This window comes from Thermobacillus sp. ZCTH02-B1, from assembly GCF_002159085.1.
GTDB lineage: Bacteria > Bacillota > Bacilli > Paenibacillales > Paenibacillaceae > Thermobacillus.
On the sequence record NZ_LZRU01000019.1, the window covers coordinates 133,837 to 150,632 of the forward strand.

Consider the following 16,796-nt stretch of genomic DNA (forward strand, 5'->3'; position numbering starts at 1 on the left):
AGCATCGGAAGCGGGGACAACCGGAAGCCGGGTGAACCATGCGGCATCGGGCCTGCAGGGCCGGACGACCGGCCGCGGGGACCCAGGCGGATCGCCGCGGCCGGCGGCTTCCCCGTCGGTTCCGCCGGTACGAATTTCCTGCCGATCTGAGCGGTCCGGACCATCGGCGGAATCGACAAAGTCTTCGGTTGACACGTTGTCACGCCCGTCTCTATGATTAGGATACCGGGGTTTTCCAACCATGGAATCTTTGCACATCCGCGAGTCAACGGCGGAGGCGATGGCATTTGCACGGAAGGATGCGTCAGGCAGCGCCCCCGGTCCGGACGTTCCGTCCTGAGCGCGGAGGAGGCGATCGAATGCTAATGACGAGCAGGCGTTATTTTCCCGCGCTTGCGGCTTATTTGCGGGCCGAATCTCCGGTTTCGCTCCAGTGCGCGGTCGAACTCGGCCGCACGCTGGCGGGCATGCGGCCGGAAGAGATCGTCGCGATGCATCACGAGGCCGTGCAGATGCTGGCGGCCAACGCGGAGCCGGAGGAAGCGCTGGACCTCTACGACCGGTCGTTTACGTTCCTGATCGAGATCATGGCGGCGTTCCGGGATCGCATGCCGGACTCCGGACCGACGTTGAACTGGTACGCGGAAATGAAGGAGAAGCTCAACCGCTCGCAGCGGTCTTTCGTCGATATCAAGAACAAGTACGAAAGCGTGCTGCAGCACATGGACAGCGGCATCGCCCTGTTTGACGGCGAAGGCACGCTGTCTTTCGTCAATCTGCAGATGGCCAGGCTGCTGGACGTGCCGCGCAACGCGCTGGCGGGCTGCACGCTGCGGCATCTCCTTTTCCACCCGCGGCTGAAGAAGCCCGTCCGCCGGATGATCCTGCGGGTTCTCAAGGAAATGGCGCTGAAGCGATCGCGGTACTTCGAACTGCAGGACGCGCAGGGGCGTCATCTGCTCGTCACCGTCACGTACGGCGACCGGCTCGACGGCCATTATCTCGTCAGCGTGAAGGACGTGTCCGAGTTCAAGCAGATCGAGCAGACGGCCTACCAGAACGACAAACTCGCCATGCTCGGCAAAATCGCCGCGTCCATCGCGCATGAAATCCGCAATCCCCTCACGTCGATCCGCGGATTCATTCAGCTCCTGCGGCCGCACCTCATGAAGCTCGGCAAGGAAGAGTATGCGCGCATCATCCTCGACGAGATCGACCGCGCGAACGATATCATTTACGAATTTCTCAACTCGAGCAAGCCGACCGCGCCGATGGCGCAGATCGTCACGGTCGAGACGCTGCTGAAGGAAGTGATGCTGCTGTCGGAGAGCGAGGCGATCATGCGCGGATGCCAGATCAACCTCGAGGCGTACGACCCGCAGGCGAAGGTGTCGATCGATGTCAAGCAGATCAAGCAGGTGATGCTGAACATCGTGAAGAACGCGCTTGACGCGATCACCGAACTCGGGGGAGAGAGGAACGGGCGCATCGACATCGTCGCGCGCAAGGAAGGATCATTCGTCGTGATTGCCGTCCGGGACAACGGCAAGGGCATGGATCAGGCGACGATGAGCCGGCTCTTCGATCCGTTCTTCACGACGAAGGAGCAGGGCACCGGGCTCGGCCTTTCGGTCAGCTATCGCATCATCCGCAACCACGGCGGAATGATCCGCGTGAGCAGCCAGCCGGGCGAGGGGACGGAATTCAAGATCTATTTGCCATCGGCGGACTGAGGCGGTAGAATCGGGTGTGACGCCCGATTCTTTTGTTTGCGGCCGTCGGCGGCCGAACGGGAACCGGGCGGAGCAACACGTCATGGAGGATGGACATTGGTTACGGAACTTCATTATACGGGAGATCTGCTTGAAGCGCTCGAGAATGCCGCGGCGGCGGTCGTATTCGCGGGACCGGACGCCGCCGGAACGGGCGGTTCGGGGGCGTCCGCGCTGCCCGGCGCCTTGCCGGATGCGATCCGGCGGCTCGGCGAGGCCGGCCTGTTCAAGGGCGAGGCGGGCGGCGTCCAGACGATTCCGACGCTCGGCACGATGCAGGCGGGCTTTGTCGTGCTTGCGGGTATCGGCGACGGATCGCCCGATTCGCTGCGTCAGGCGGGGGCGGCCGCGGCGAAGGCGCTGAAGCAGATCAAGGCGGAACAGGCGTGCGCATTGGTCGGTTCGGAGATCTTCGCCGGCGGCGGGGACGGCGCGGACGCGTCGGACGCGGTGCGGCGCAAGGCGCAGGCGTTGGCGGAGGGCTTCCTGCTCGGCGCCGCGACCCGCGAGCCGCAGCGCCGGGAGAAACCCGCCGAAACGAAGCTGCGCGTGACGTTCGCGCCGGACGGGCAGCCGGACGCGAAGGCGGAAGAGGCATTCCGGTCCGGGATGGACCGCGGGCGGATGTTCGGCGAGGCGGTCGCCTACGCCCGGAGGCTGACGAATCTGCCCGGGAACTTGCTGACGCCCGAGATGCTGGCGCTCGAAGCCGAAGCGCTGGCCCGGGAATTCGAGCTCGACATCGAGGTCATCGACGAATGGACCGCGACGGAGATGGAGATGGGCGGTCTGCTCGGCGTCGGTCAGGGCAGCGCCAATCCGCCGCGCATGATCGTCCTGCACTACGAGGGCGATCCGGATTCCAAGGAGAAGCTCGGCCTCATCGGCAAGGGCATCACGTTCGACACCGGCGGCATCTCGCTCAAGCGCGCCGATGGCATGGATGAGATGATCTCCGACATGGCCGGCGCGGCGGCGGTGCTCGGCGCGATGCGGGTGATCGGCGAGGCGAAGCCGAAGATCAACGTCGTCGCCGTCATTCCGGCCGCCGAGAACATGCCGTCCGGACAGGCGCTGAAGCCCGGCGACGTGCTGAAGACGATGAGCGGGCGGATGGTCGAGGTCGTCAACACCGATGCCGAAGGCCGGCTCGTGCTGGCCGACGGGCTGACGACCGCGATCCGGCGCGGCGCGACGCGGCTCATCGACGTCGCGACGCTGACCGGCGCCGTGATGGTCGCGCTCGGGGACGTCGCGACCGGCGCGGTGACGAACGACGAGGCGTTCCTCGCCGAACTGGTCGAGGCGAGCCGCGCGACGGGCGAGCGGATCTGGCAATTGCCATCCTGGCCGGAGTACCGCAAGCTGCTCGAGAGCGACGCCGCCGACCTGAAGAACAGCGGCGGACGCCACGCCGGCACGATCACGGGCGGGCTGTTCATCGGCGAGTTCGCCGAGGGGCTGCCGTGGATCCATCTGGACATCGGCGGCACCGCCTGGCTGTTCAAGGAACGGGGCTGGGAGCCGAAGGGCGCGACCGGCGTCATGACGCGGACGCTGGCCGAATACGCGCTGCGTCTCGCCGAGCGGCGGACGAAGGCGTGACGGTCAGGTGGATGGATGGCCCCCGCATCATCCCCGAATCGTCTTCGGCGGGCATCCGGTTTCGGGCGGGCATCGAGCGGATGCCCGCCGTTTTTTTGCGGCTGCCCCATTCGCCGACAGCACGGAACGGCCGTGGTTGCGGCGTGGACACCGCGTTGCAAAGACCCGCATCCCGGCGATGACTCTTGCACCCCCGCGAAGCCGGCCGTCACGCGGGCGCCGCGCCACATCGTCGGCCGCCGGGATCCACGCGGTGGCCTGCCGCGATGCGCCCGGCGGATCACGGGAGGTTCCGTCCGTTTCGGGTTTCCAACCTCAGGAAAACGTTATATTATTGAAGTATGACCAGCGGCCGGTCCACGTATCGGGCGCCCATCCGGCGCGGGATCGCAGATGCTGCATGAAGGGCGGATCGCGCCACATGGATGACCCGGCATTTGCGGCACGGTTCGATCTGCCGGCGGCATCCCGACCGGTCGGGTCGGAAGAACGCGCGTTTTCGCGACGACCGCCGGTGTCTGCTGCATGATGCCGTCAGGATATCGATCGGGGAGGAGCAGCCATGAGCGAGAAGACGTATGGCATTCCGCTTCCGGGATTTGCCGAATTCTGCAGGAAAGTCGCGGCGGACGGAGCGGTGCTGCTGAAGAACGACGGGAAGGTGCTGCCGCTCGGGCCGGGCGATCATGTCGCGGTCTTCGGCCGCTGCCAGATCAACTATTACCGCAGCGGCACCGGCTCGGGAGGCAGCGTCAACGTGCCGTACACGACGAATCTGCTGGACGGCCTCCGGAGCAAGAAGCACATCGCCGTCAACGAGACGCTCGCGTCCGTCTACGCGAAATGGATCGAAGAGCATCCGTTCGACGACGGCGGCGGAGGCTGGGCGGCCGAACCGTGGCACCAGAAGGAAATGCCGCTGACGGACGAGCTGGTCCGGGCCGCGCGGGCCGTGTCGAACAAGGCGGTCGTCGTCATCGGCCGGACCGCGGGTGAGGACAAGGACAATGCGAACGCGCCGGGCAGCTGGCTCTTGACCGACGAGGAGCTGGCGATGCTGGAGCGGGTGACGGCGCATTTCGAGCAGACGATCGTCGTGCTCAACGTCTCGAACATCATCGACATGAGCTGGCTGGAGAACCCGCGCTTCCGGCATCCGATTCCGTGCGTCATCTATGCGTGGCACGGGGGCATGGAGGGCGGCGACGCGATCGCCGACGTGCTGGCCGGCGACGCGGTACCGGGCGGCAAGCTGACCGACACGATCGCCCGGTCGATCGACGACTATCCGTCGACGCGCAATTACGGCGGCGAGTTCCGGAATGTCTACGAGGAAGACATTTACGTCGGATATCGCTACTTCGAGACGTTCTGCCCGGAGAAGGTGCTGTTCCCGTTCGGCTACGGCTTGTCCTACACGACGTTCCGCATCGAGCCCGGAGAGGCGAAGGAGATCGACCGGGACGGGGAAAAATGGATCGCCCTGACCGTCACCGTCACCAACACCGGCACCGAATACGCGGGGCGGGAGGTCGTGCAGCTCTATTTCGAGGCGCCGCAGGGCCGGCTCGGGCGGCCGGCGAGGGAGCTCGCCGCGTTCGCGAAGACCCGCACCCTCAAGCCGGGCGAATCGGAGCGGCTCGAGCTCGCGTTCCCGGTGCGCCGGATGGCCGCTTACGACGACGGCGGCGTGACGGGTCACCGCTCCGCGTATGTGTTGGAAGCGGGTACATACATGCTCCATGTCGGGCCGAACGTTCGGGATTTGAAGCCCGTCCGCTTCGAGAGCGGGGAGGGCTATGTCGTGCCCGATCTCGTCGTTGTGGAGCAGCTCGAGGAGGCGCTGGCGCCGACCGTTCCGTTCCGGCGGATGAAGCCGGGCCGGCGCAGGGCGGACGGCACGTACGAGCTCGTGTATGAAGATGTGCCGCTGCGGCGCGCATCGATCGCCGACCGGATTCGCGAGCGGCTGCCCGAGCCGATTCCGTACACCGGCGACCGGGGCATCACGCTGCGGGATGTCGAGGCGGGCAGGGCGACCCTGGAGGCATTTGTCGCGCAGCTTACCGACGAGGATATGGCCGTCCTTGTCCGCGGAGAAGGGATGTCGAATCCGCTCGTCACGCCGGGCACGGCGTCCGCCTTCGGCGGCATGAGCGACCGGCTGTTCTCGAAATTCGGCGTGCCGATCGGCTGCACGGCCGACGGTCCCTCGGGCATCCGGATGGACAGCGGGCACCAGGCGACGCTGATGCCGAGCGGGACGCTCCTGGCCGCGACCTGGGACGTCGACCTTGTCGAGGAGCTGTACGTGCTCGAGGGCCGGGAACTGCTCAGCAATGAGATCGACGTGCTGCTCGGTCCCGGCATGAATCTGCGGCGCAATCCGCTGAACGGCCGGAATTTCGAGTATTTCTCGGAGGACCCGCTCGTGACGGGGATGATCGGCGCGGCCTGCGTCCGGGGCATCAGGAGGGGCGGTTCGAACGCGACGCTGAAGCATTTCGCCTGCAACAACCAGGAGAAGCACCGGACGCAGGTCGACGCGGTCGTCTCGGAGCGGGCGCTGCGCGAGCTGTATCTGCGCGGCTTCGAGATCGCGGTCAAGCTGGGCGGCGCGAACGCCGTCATGACGGCCTACAACCCGGTCAACGGCGTCTGGTCGGCGTCGAACTACGATCTGAACACGACGATTCTGCGCGGCGAATGGGGCTTTGAGGGCATCGTCATGACCGACTGGTGGGCGAGCATGAACGATCCCGTGGAAGGCGGCGAATCGAGCCGGGAGAACACGGCGGCGATGATCCGCGCGCAGAACGATCTGTACATGGTCGTGCCGAACTACGGCGCGGAGACGAACGCGATGGGTGACAACACGCTGGAGGCGCTGGCGTCCGGCAAGCTGACGCGCGGCGAGCTCCAGCGCAGCGCGATGAACATTCTGCGCTTCCTGATGCGGGCGCCGGTGTTCCGGCGCGGGCAGCGCCCCGAGCAGACGTTCGAGGCCCGGCCCGCCGACCCGTCGCGGGCGCCTTCGCCGGCGTCGGTGCAGTCCGCCGACGATACGGGACAGGTCAAACTGCCCGCGGAAGGGCCGGCCTGGTTCTCGATCTCGCGGACCGGCGTGTATCGGATTCTGGCGCACGTCATGTCGCCCGAGCATTTCGTCGCCCAAAGCGCCTGCAACCTGTATCTCAACGGCGATCTCACGGCGACGGTGCAATCGAACGGCACCCTGGGCAGATGGATGACGCGGAAGCTCGTCAAGGTCCGGCTGGAGGCCGGGGTGTATGAAGTGCGGATCGAGCCGGTCAAGGCGGGCCTCCAGGTCGACTGGATCGCGTTCAAGCCGATCGAGATGTGAATGCAGCAGACGGAAGGGGCCGTCCGGAAGCCGTTCCGGCTTTCGGACGGCCCCGTCTGTTTCCCGGCCATCGGACCGGATACGGGGCTTGCGGTTATCGGACCGGATGCGGATCTTGCGGTTGCCAAGCGCCGGCGCCCGGGAGACGGATCGGAAGACCGGGACCGGTGCCGGTTTTCTCAAACGGGCGGGGGTGGATGCCGATAAAGTGGCAAGGGATTTTTTTGCAATAAATCAGGAAAAAAGGAGTGGAGCGATGTTGAAGCGATCGGACAAGGGATGGCGCATTCGGATCATGGCGGCGATCGCGGGATTGTCGCTGCTGGCCGCGCCGGCGGCGCCCGTCAACGCCGGGCCGAAGTCGTTCGCGTATCTGGATGACGGCAGGACGTACGTTCCGCTCCGGCTGCTCGGCGAGTACGCCGGCGCGTCGGTCTCGTGGCATCCGGAGGAGCAGCGGGTCGTCCTGCGCAAGGACGGAGGCGAGATCGTGCTCCATGTCGGCCGCACCGAGGCGGTCGTCGACGGCAGGGCGGTGCCGCTCGACGCGCCGCCGTTCGTGCGGGACGGCGTGACCTACGTGCCGCTCCGGTTCGCGGGCCGGGCGCTGGGACTCGAGATCGAGTGGCGGCAGGATGCGGGCGCGGTGCGCGCCGTGCGCGGGGACGGAGAAATGCGTCTGCCGGCCGTTCCGGTCGGCTCGATCCGGAAGGACGCCCCGCCGGTCGTCCACGAGACGCGCGAGTTCCAAGTGGACGGCAGGCGCGTCAAGGCGCAGATGATCACGATCTCGCTCATGGATCCGCGCGTCGAACTTGACGTCGTGGTGGCGAAGGATGAGGTCGGCCGGACGGAGGAATTGGGCGCGATGGCGGAGCGCCACGGCGCGGCGGTCGCGATCAACGGGGCGTTCTTTGACGCCTATACCGAATCGGATTACAAGAAGCCGTACGGGTGGCTGCTCAACGACGGCGAAGTGCTGAGCCGCGGGGATACGTTCCGCCGCGCCACCTTCATCTATGACCGCAACCATCTGGCCGAAATTGCGGAAGGTCTCGACATGCCGGATCTCATCAGGGCCGGGGGCATCGACGGCGCGGTGCAGGCGGGGCCGCGCCTCGTGCGGAACGGCCGGGTGGACCTGGACGTCGAGGGGGAAGGATTCACGGATCCGAAGATTCTGTCGATGAGCGGCGCGCGCAGCGCCCTCGGCATCACGCGCGACCACCGGCTGATCCTCGTCACGGTTCCGGCCGCGACGATTCCGGAGCTCGCGGAGATCATGCTGCAGGCGGGCGCCTGGCAGGCGATGAACCTCGACGGCGGCGCATCGAGCGGCCTGTATTACAACGGCCGATATTTGACCAAACCGGGACGGCTGCTCAGCAACGCGCTCATCGTGAAGCTGGAGCCGTGAGCGGCGGCACGGGCTTTCGGACGGAGCGGGGCCGGCGTCCACGGCATCCTGGACCGGGCGGGGTTTCGCCGGCTGCCGGCTCCGCGCATCCTGGCCGGCGCCGGCCCGGCATTCAGGCGCGGTCCCGCATGGCGTATCCCGGCTCCGGGACGAACGGGCGGAACCCTGCCATGCCCTCCGGAGCGAACGCGATCGGCCGGCCGCCGGCCGCCAGCAGCACGTTCCCGTAGCCCCGGCCGGGCGACGCCGGCAGGAAGAAGGCGGCGGTGTGCCGGAACGCCAGGGCCAGCGCCGCGTGGACGGATGCGATCCGGCGGTCGCCGCGCGCGCGGCCGGTCAGGTTGAGAATCAGAAGACCCGGGCCGCGCATCCTGGCCGCGGCCGCCTCGAAGCATTCGAGCGTCGTCAGGTGGACGGGCGTGCCGTCCTTCGTGAACGCGTCGATCAGGACGGCGTCGAGCGAAGCCGGCGGCTCGGCTTCCAGCAGCGCGCGGCCGTCGCCGATCGCGATGTTGTCCCACGGGTAGCCGAAATATTCCCTGCTGATCGCGGCGACCCGCCCGTCGATCTCGGCGACGGTGAACGTCCGTGCGGGGTATTGCGACGGGATCGTGCCGATCCCGTGGCCGATCATGAACGCCCGCTCGAAGCCCGGCGCGTTCCGCCCGAGCAGGTGGAGGATCGCCCGGGGGTATTCGAGCACGACGCGGCCGGGATCTTTCAGGTCGATCGCCCCCTGCACCGCCCCGTCGGCGAATTGGAGGCACCGGAACCGTCCCGTCATGCCGAACAGCGCGCCGGTCTCATAGACGGTGATGTCGTTCCAGGGCGTCTTCTCGCGTGCGATCACGTGCATGCGGCGATCACAGCAGCCCGAGGATGTCCGCCTCGATTTTCTCCGGCTTCACCGCCGGTCCGAACCGTTTGACGACGCGGCCTTCGCGGTCGACGAGGAACTTCGTGAAATTCCATTTGATGCTTCCCGAGCCGAGCAGGCCGGGCTTGCGGCTGATGAGGTACCGGTACAGCGGATGCCGGTTCGGGCCGTTCACGTCGATCTTGGCGAACATCGGAAACGTGACGCCGTAGCGGAGCGAGCAGAACGACGCGATCTCGGCCTCGCTCCCCGGCTCCTGACCGGCGAACTGGTTGCAAGGGAAGCCGAGCACGACCAGTCCCCGGTCCCGGTATTTTCGGTACAGCGCTTCCAATCCGGCGTATTGCGGCGTGAATCCGCACCTGCTGGCGGTGTTGACGATGAGCATCACCTTGCCCTTGAATGCCGACAGGGTGATGCGGCGGCCGTCAATCGTCACGACCTCGATGTCGTAGATGTCCGACATGCGTCACCTTTCCTTCCGGCTGGATTTGGCTATGATTGTAGCCGTGGGAAGACGGGCCGTCAACGGATCACCTCCGCCGCGCGCCGACGGGAATCCCGGGCAGCCAGGACGCTCCCGGCGGCGCCGCTGTTTTCCGGTTTGGCGGCCGCGGTTTTCATGCCGGGGAGGCGGGCGCCGCACGGGCTGTGCGGAACGCGGACGACGGATGCCGGCGGGACCGGACAAGCGGGTAACGCAGGAGGCGGCGGAAAAACGATCCGGGAGCGCGGATCATGCGGGAGCGTCCACGGGCGTATCATTTTTTGCGGACGGGTTCGCGGACGGCATCTTTTTTTTTGAAAAAAGTTTTGCGTTACGGCCGGTTTTGTCTTAAGATGAGGAAATATAGATCGTAACGCGAAGGAGATGCACGATGCCCATGAGGACCGACACCAGCCACTGCAAGATTCTCGACTGCACGATCCGTGACGGCGGACTCGTGAACAACTGGGATTTCAGCGTCGAGTTTGTCCGGGACCTGTACCGCTGGCTGAACGAAGCCGGCGTCGACTATATGGAGATCGGATACAAGAATTCGCCGAACCTGCTCAAAGGCGCCGATTCGGCGGGGCCGTGGCGGTTCCTCGACGACCGCTTCCTGCGCGAGGTCATACCGCAGAAGGGCGAGACGAAGCTGTCCGCGCTGTGCGATGTCGGCCGCGTGGACGAAAACGATATCCTGCCGCGCGAGGAAAGCCTGCTTGACCTGATCCGCGTCGCCTGCTACATCCAGGACGTGGACAAGGCGCTCCGACTGGTCGAAGTGTTCCACAAGCGGGGCTACGAGACGACGCTGAACATCATGGCGCTTTCAAACGTGCTCGAGAACCAGCTCGTCGAGGCGTTCAGGATGATCGCGGACAGCCCGGTCGACATCGTCTACATCGTCGATTCGTACGGCAGCCTGCTGCCCGACGACGTGAACTTCCTGGTCGACCTGTTCCAGAAACATCTGCCGCACAAGCGGCTCGGCGCCCACATGCACAACAACCTGCAGCTCGCGTTCGCGAACACGCTGCTTGCGGCCGGCAAAGGGGTGGAACTGCTGGACGCGTCCGTCTACGGCATGGGGCGCGCGGCGGGCAATTGTCCGACCGAGCTGCTCGTCTCGAAGCTGCAAAATCCGAAGTACGAAGTGCGCCCGGTGCTGCAGATGATCGAGAAGCACATGATCCCGCTCCGGGAAAAGGAGGAGTGGGGCTACATCATTCCGTACATGATCACCGGCCTGCTCGACGAGCACCCGCGTTCGGCGATGGCGCTGCGCAATTCGCCGGACAAGGACATGGTCGTCGATTTCTACGACCGGATGATGACGCCGGAGGCGGCGGTGCGGAGCTGAAGGCCGGCTCGACGGAACGCACGGGACGGGAGAAGTTCGCCGGAGGTGGTGTTCGGCATGAGCCTGAAAGCGAAAGCCGCGGAATGGCGGAGCAAGCTTGAAGCGCGCAGACCGCTGCTGCCGCTGCGGCCCGCGGGGCCCGTGGACCGGGAAGCGGACGAGGCGATCGGCAGGCTGCTCGAGGAAGCAGGCGATGATCCGGACGCGCGGGCGGTCGTCTCGGGGCTCATCCTGTGGAACGGCAATCTCGACCGTTCGCATGCGATTTCCCAAGGCATCGCGAACGCGACGGGCAGCTACTGGCACGGCATCATGCACCGGATGGAGGGCGACTACTGGAATGCGAAGTATTGGTTCCGGAGGGTCGGCCGGCATCCGGCAATGGAACGGCTGTGGGACGCGGCCGGCGAAAAGCTGGCGGCGTTCCGGGCCGGAGACGGGCCAGGGGCTTCGGAAGCGGACCGGCTGATCCTGCGACTGGCGGCCGCCGGCGCGTGGGATCCGTTCCTGTTCGTCGACGCCGTGGAGGCGCAGGCGGAAGGCCGGGGGAGCGAAGCGGCCGGCGCCCTGTTGGAGGAACTGCAGCATCTGGAGCTGTCGGTGTTGTCGGCGTATTGCCTGGAGCGCATCGGATAAGGACGGCTTCGCGGGCGGAATTCCCGCGGAGCCGTTTTGTCGTTGAGATGCCCGGAGCAAAGCGGTTAAAGCGGTCAGGCAGCGAAGGTCCGGCGCGCGCGATGCCTGTGCCGCGTCGCGGAACGGCATGCGGCTTCATGCAGGCCGCAGCGTATGGACAGAAGGATGAAAATGGAGGAAACTTTAAAGTGTGCATGCGCGCGGAGTGCGGATGCTCCGTGCGGTTCACGGATCGGAAGCGGCGGTGGCACCGGCCTTGCGCGACGCGGGGCCTGCGCGGGGCAAAGGCTGTGTGTGCCGAACGGTTGGATGCATCGGTGATCCGCCGGGCAAGGGACGTTTCGGAGACCAATGCGGGAGCGGGGTGGAGAGCGTGATGCGGTGGGTGCCTGCCGGGGACCGGGCGGCCGTGGCCGTGTGGGAGGGCGGCGCGGACGAAGCGCCTGATCCGGCGTCGTGCGCGGCCCGGATCGCGGCGGCAAAGCTGCCGTGGGTCGTCGACATCGTGCCCGCCTACGACACGGTGACGGTGGTCTATGACCCCGCGGCCGCGGCGGAGCAGGCGCCGATGGAAGGCGGCGGACCGGCGGTGTGGCAGCGCGTGGAAGCGGCGCTGCGGCGCGCGGCCGCAAGCGGCGACGCGGGCGCGGAGGCGAGGCCGCGCGTGGTCGAGATTCCGGTGCGCTACGGCGGGGAGTACGGCCCGGATCTGGAAGCCTGCGCGGCGCGGGCCGGCATGGATCCGCGGGAATTCATCGAAGCGCATGCGTCTGCGCAATATACGGTCGCGATGATCGGATTCCTGCCGGGATTTCCGTATCTGAGCGGATTGCCGGAGCGGCTTGCGCAGCCGCGCCTCGCAGCGCCGAGGCGGCGGGTGCCGGCCGGGTCGGTCGGCATCGCGGGCGTGCAGACCGGCGTGTACCCGTTCGATTCGCCGGGCGGGTGGCAGATCATCGGCCGTACCGATCGCAGGCTGTTCGATCCGCATGCCGCCGAGCCGTCGCTGCTTCGCGCCGGTGACATCGTCCGGTTCGTACCCGTCGGGAACGACGACGGCGCGCGGTCGTCAGCCGTTCCGGGCGGCGCAGCCGGCGTTGCAGGGCTTGATGCGGCGGATGGCGAAGGCGGGGGCCGGGCGAATGCGACCGGCGAGGGAGTCGTCCGAGGGAAAGCGCCGCGGACGGGGCTCATCGTCCGGTCGCCCGGGTTGCTGACGACGGTGCAGGACGGCGGCCGGCCCGGATACCGCGCGATCGGCGTCAGCGCGGGCGGCGCGATGGACGAGGTCGCGCTCCGGATCGCGAATCTGCTCGTCGGGAACCCCGAACGGGCCGCCGCGCTGGAGATGACGCTGGCGGGCGCCGAGCTGGAAGCGACGGATGATCTGCTCATCGCGGTGGCGGGCGCCGGGATGGAGCCGACCGTGGACGGCAAGCGGCTGCCCGCGTGTCGCCCGGTGTGGGTGCGGCGCGGCACGGTGATCCGCTTCGGCCGTGCCGCGCGGGGGTGCCGCGCGTATCTCGCGGTCGCCGGCGGCATCGATGTGCCGCCGATGCTCGGCGGGCGCGGCACCGACATCCGCGCCGGCTTCGGCGGCGCGGACGGCCGGCCCCTGCGGGCCGGAGACGCGCTGCCCGCGGGCGATCCCTCGGCGTGGGCGGCCGCCTGGGCGGCGGCGCTCGCGGCGGAAGCCGCCGCGTCCGGTCGCCGCTGGGCGGCGCCCGGATGGTGCGCGTCGCCGGACGGCTTCGTCCCGGAGGGCGGCGCGCGGAATGCGGCGGACGGCGTCGTGCTGCGCGCCGTGCCGTCCGCCGACATCGATGCGTTTACGGAGGAGGCCCGCGAGCGGTTCTTCCGGGAGCCGTACCGGGCGGCTCCCGATTCGGACCGGATGGGCGTGCGGCTTGCCGGACTGCCGCTCGAGCTGAACGTGCGCACGGAGATGTGCTCGCGCGGCGTGCTGCCGGGCACCGTGCAGGTTCCGGCCGGCGGACAGCCGATCGTGCTCGGCGCCGACTGCCAGACGACCGGCGGCTATCCGGTCATCGCCCACGTGGCGGCCGTCGACCTGCCGCTGCTCGCCCAGATCCGCCCCGGCGACCGGGTGCGCTTCCGCCCGATCGGGCTGGATGAGGCGCACCGGCTGCTGCTCAGGCGGGAGAAGGAGCTGCGGCTGCTTGCCGCCGGTCTGCGCTGCCGGCTTCCGGCCCGCTCAATCTGACGGGAGGCGACGTCCATGACGACACGGGAGAGAACCATTGATCTGAACGGTGATGTCGGCGAAGGGATCGGCCGGGACCGCGAGCTGATTCCGTTCCTGTCGTCGGCGAACATTGCGTGCGGTTTCCACGCCGGCGATCCGCGCACGATGCGTGAGACGGTGGAGCTGTGCATGGAACACGGCGTCGCGATCGGCGCGCATCCGGGACTTCCGGACCGCGCCGGATTCGGACGGCGGGCAATGGCGATCTCGCCGCGCGAGGCCGCCGATGATCTGCTGTACCAGCTCGGCTCCCTCTACGCGTTCGTCCGCGCCGCGGGCGGCCGGATCCGGCACGTCAAGCTGCACGGCGCGCTGTATCACATGGCGGACCGGTCGGAGGAACTGGCCGACGCGATTGTCGGGGCCGTCCGCAGGTTCGATCCGTCCCTCGGCCTGTTCGTGCCGCCAGGAGGGCTGCTGGCGCGCTCGGCCGAAGCGGCCGGCCTCGGGTACGCGGTCGAGGCGTTCGCCGACCGGCGATACGGCGCAGACGGACGTCTGCTGCCGCGCGGCGCCGACGGCGCGGTGCTGGAACGGCCGGAAGAAGCGGCGGAGCAGGCGCTCGCCATAGCCGCCTGCGGCGTCGTGCGGACGGCGGACGGCGGCACGGCGGAGGTCCGGGCCGGCACGATCTGCATCCACGGCGACAGCCCGCGGGCACCGGAGATCGCGGCCGCGGTCAGGCGGGCCCTCGAGCGGGAAGGATGGCGAATCGTTTCCCCGTTTGCACCAAATTAAAAAACCGGGAGGACCCTGCCAGTTCATGCAAAAGTTGCATAACCGGCAGGAATCTGCAGAATGCGCGTGGAAATGTTATTGAAGAACGCGAAAAAACGCGAGGATATTCGAAATGTTGAAGGTGCAGGCACGGGGGCGGAGCAATGTCGGTTAACAAGGCGGAGAAACAGACCATACAGGTGATCGGCCTGGCGCTGATCGCGTTTGCGGTCATGCGGCTGTTCCACGGCCGCATCGACAAATGGGCGGGATCGCTGGATGTGCTGTTCATCTCGACATTGCTCGGATATGCGATCGTGGCGTTCTGTTTCGGGATGGTGCTGCTCGGCTGGGCGTTTTTCGTCCGGCAGCTGACGCGGATCCGGCTACATTCGGCCAGCCTGTTCACGATCGTCGGCATGCTGGAGCTGGCACATGCGATCACGTTTTACGGTCAGCCGTTCCATCGCGAGCTCGGTGACACTTCGCTGACGATGATTTACGGCGCGGCCGCGCAGATCATCGGCGCGGCCGGATTGCTCATGCTGCTCAGCCAGTCGGACGGCAAGGCGCACGGCGGCGAGCGCAGGCGGCTATTGTGGATGTCGCCCCTCTGCGGCATCGCGTTCGTGTCGATCATCGGGCTCATGGCGCTGTATCAAGGCCCGGAGCTCTTCTCGGGACAGAAGCTGAACGCGCTGCGCATCGCGGCCATCGTGCTCATCCTCGGCGGCTATGCGACCGCCGGCGCGATGATCCTGTACCGGAACCGGATCACGCGGCCGCAAATGCTGCTGAAGGTCGTGCAGGCGATATGCCTGCTCTGGTTCGCGAATCTGCAGATGCTGTTCGTCGATGCAACGCTGGACGCGGACATGCTGCTCGCGCAGCTGTACAAGGCGGGCGGCTATTTCTTCCTGATGCAGGGCATCTATCTGATCACGATCGAAGGTCCGATGCGGCAGCAGAAGCGGGCGGAAGCCCAGATCCAGTATCTGGCGTACCATGACGAATTGACCGGCCTCGGCAACCGCCGGCTGCTGATGGAGCGCCTGGAGGCGGAGCTGAACCGCGCGAGGCGTTCCGGCACCGTGCTCGCCGTCCTGCTGTTCGACCTGGACCGGTTCAAGACAATCAACGACACGCTGGGACACACCTGCGGAGATCAGCTGCTGATCGCCGCGGCGAACCGCCTGAGGCAGGCGATCGCGCCTTCGACGCATGTCTACCGGATGGGAGGCGACGAGTTTACGGTGCTGCTGCCGGGCCTGGAGTCGGTCGGGGAAGCGGAGGAGGCGGCGGCACGGCTGCAGAAGGAATTCGAAGCGCCGCTCCGGTTCGACGGCACCGGCTATCATATCACGGTCAGCATCGGCATCGCGATCGGTCCGGAGCCCGGCAACACGCCGGAGATCCTGCTCACGCAGGCGGACGCCGCGCTCTACAGCGCGAAGGCGGAACGGAACACATACCGCCTGTACGATCCCCGGATGAGCGACAAGGCTCGCGAGCGGCTGGAACTGGAGAACGATCTGCGGCGCGCGCTGGAGGAGAACCAGTTCCATCTGGTCTATCAGCCGCTCGTCGATCTGCGCACCGGCCGCGTCACCGGCGTCGAGGCGCTGCTGCGCTGGAAGCATCCCGAGCGGGGCACCATTCCGCCCAGCCAGTTCGTGCCGATCGCGGAGGAGACCGGGCTCATCAACGAGATCGGCGAATGGGTCATCCGCACGGCCTGCAGGCAGAACAAGGCTTGGCAGGACGCCGGACTGCCCCCGTTCATCGTGTCGGTCAATCTGTCCATGCGGCAGTTCCACCAGCATGATCTGGCGGATCGCATCCGCGCGATTCTCGAAGAGACCGGCCTGGAGCCGCGCTGGGTCGGACTGGAGATTACGGAGAGCATGACAGCCGATGTTGAATTCGCTTACGAGACGCTGCGGAAACTGAAGGAAGTCGGGGTGCAGATTTGCCTCGACGATTTCGGAACCGGGTACAGTTCGCTCAGCTACCTGAAGCGCTATCCGATCGACAAGCTGAAGATCGATCGCTCGTTCGTCGCGGATCTGGAGCGGGACGGGAACGACGCGGCGATCGTGTCGACGATTGCCGCGATGGCCCGCCACCTGAATTTGCGCGTGACGGCCGAAGGCGTGGAGAACGAGGAGCAGCTTCGCTTTCTGCGCGCGGAATCGTGCGAAGAGGCGCAGGGCTATTATTTCACGAAGCCGGTTCCCGCCGATGCGTTCGTCAGGTGGTATGAAGCGCATGCGAAGGCGTTGGAGGCGTAGGGGG

At 66.9% G+C, this 16,796-nt stretch carries 11 protein-coding genes; 9 read left to right on the plus strand and 2 right to left on the minus strand.

Going from position 1 to position 16,796, the window contains the following annotated elements; translation table 11 throughout:
• Positions 1-359 precede the first annotated feature (359 nt).
• From A9Z00_RS08950 to A9Z00_RS08965, 4 genes are all read left to right on the plus strand, one after another.
• The gene (locus tag A9Z00_RS08950; RefSeq protein ID WP_296976073.1) at positions 360-1,733 is read left to right on the plus strand and encodes an ATP-binding protein; all 1,374 of its coding nucleotides are present in this window, start codon (positions 360-362) and stop codon (positions 1,731-1,733) included.
• Positions 1,734-1,829: 96 nt separating this feature from the next.
• Complete coding sequence (locus A9Z00_RS08955) at positions 1,830-3,377, plus strand: leucyl aminopeptidase (protein WP_296976075.1); 1,548 nt, start codon at positions 1,830-1,832, stop codon at positions 3,375-3,377.
• A 562-nt stretch (positions 3,378-3,939) separates the two neighbouring features.
• Positions 3,940-6,741 (plus strand): glycoside hydrolase family 3 protein, encoded by a 2,802-nt coding sequence (locus A9Z00_RS08960; protein ID WP_296976078.1) that lies wholly within the window; start codon positions 3,940-3,942, stop codon positions 6,739-6,741.
• A 256-nt stretch (positions 6,742-6,997) separates the two neighbouring features.
• Positions 6,998-8,158 carry a phosphodiester glycosidase family protein gene (locus A9Z00_RS08965; protein ID WP_296976081.1) on the plus strand — a complete coding sequence of 387 codons (1,161 nt, stop codon included), beginning with the start codon at positions 6,998-7,000 and terminating at the stop codon, positions 8,156-8,158.
• Between the two features lie 112 nt (positions 8,159-8,270).
• Here A9Z00_RS08965 and A9Z00_RS08970 read toward each other — a convergent pair whose 3' ends face one another.
• Together A9Z00_RS08970 and A9Z00_RS08975 are read right to left on the minus strand one after the other, a co-directional pair.
• Positions 8,271-9,014 carry a spermidine synthase gene (locus A9Z00_RS08970; RefSeq protein ID WP_296976084.1) on the minus strand — a complete coding sequence of 248 codons (744 nt, stop codon included), beginning with the start codon at positions 9,012-9,014 and terminating at the stop codon, positions 8,271-8,273.
• A 7-nt stretch (positions 9,015-9,021) separates the two neighbouring features.
• Entirely contained in the window at positions 9,022-9,501 is a 480-nt protein-coding gene (locus A9Z00_RS08975) for a glutathione peroxidase (protein ID WP_296976087.1), read from the minus strand.
• Between the two features lie 418 nt (positions 9,502-9,919).
• Between A9Z00_RS08975 and A9Z00_RS08980 the strand changes: the two genes are divergently transcribed.
• From A9Z00_RS08980 to A9Z00_RS09005, 5 genes are all read left to right on the plus strand, one after another.
• A complete protein-coding gene (locus A9Z00_RS08980; RefSeq protein ID WP_296976089.1) occupies positions 9,920-10,882 on the plus strand; it encodes an aldolase catalytic domain-containing protein in 963 nt (320 codons plus the stop codon).
• Positions 10,883-10,939: 57 nt separating this feature from the next.
• On the plus strand, positions 10,940-11,518 hold the full coding sequence (locus A9Z00_RS08985) for a hypothetical protein (protein WP_296976092.1): 579 nt from the start codon (positions 10,940-10,942) through the stop codon (positions 11,516-11,518).
• 376 nt (positions 11,519-11,894) lie between these two features.
• Entirely contained in the window at positions 11,895-13,742 is a 1,848-nt protein-coding gene (gene pxpB / locus A9Z00_RS15805) for a 5-oxoprolinase subunit PxpB (RefSeq protein WP_367189370.1), read from the plus strand.
• 15 nt (positions 13,743-13,757) lie between these two features.
• Positions 13,758-14,522: a LamB/YcsF family protein gene (locus A9Z00_RS09000; RefSeq protein WP_296976095.1), complete on the plus strand. Its 765-nt coding sequence runs from the start codon at positions 13,758-13,760 to the stop codon at positions 14,520-14,522.
• A gap of 143 nt (positions 14,523-14,665) precedes the next feature.
• Positions 14,666-16,792, plus strand: a complete 2,127-nt coding sequence (locus A9Z00_RS09005) for a putative bifunctional diguanylate cyclase/phosphodiesterase (RefSeq protein ID WP_296976098.1) — start codon at positions 14,666-14,668, stop codon at positions 16,790-16,792.
• Positions 16,793-16,796 lie beyond the last annotated feature (4 nt).

Coding starts and splice junctions, on each gene's coding strand:
- A9Z00_RS08950 (WP_296976073.1), top strand. CDS start 360: ATGCTAATGACGAGCAGGCGTTATTTTCCCGCGCTTGCGGCTTATTTG.
- A9Z00_RS08960 (WP_296976078.1), top strand. CDS start 3,940: ATGAGCGAGAAGACGTATGGCATTCCGCTTCCGGGATTTGCCGAATTC.
- A9Z00_RS08965 (WP_296976081.1), top strand. CDS start 6,998: ATGTTGAAGCGATCGGACAAGGGATGGCGCATTCGGATCATGGCGGCG.
- A9Z00_RS08970 (WP_296976084.1), bottom strand. CDS start 9,014: ATGCACGTGATCGCACGCGAGAAGACGCCCTGGAACGACATCACCGTC.
- A9Z00_RS08975 (WP_296976087.1), bottom strand. CDS start 9,501: ATGTCGGACATCTACGACATCGAGGTCGTGACGATTGACGGCCGCCGC.
- A9Z00_RS08980 (WP_296976089.1), top strand. CDS start 9,920: ATGAGGACCGACACCAGCCACTGCAAGATTCTCGACTGCACGATCCGT.
- A9Z00_RS08985 (WP_296976092.1), top strand. CDS start 10,940: ATGAGCCTGAAAGCGAAAGCCGCGGAATGGCGGAGCAAGCTTGAAGCG.
- pxpB (WP_367189370.1), top strand. CDS start 11,895: ATGCGGTGGGTGCCTGCCGGGGACCGGGCGGCCGTGGCCGTGTGGGAG.
- A9Z00_RS09000 (WP_296976095.1), top strand. CDS start 13,758: ATGACGACACGGGAGAGAACCATTGATCTGAACGGTGATGTCGGCGAA.
- A9Z00_RS09005 (WP_296976098.1), top strand. CDS start 14,666: ATGTCGGTTAACAAGGCGGAGAAACAGACCATACAGGTGATCGGCCTG.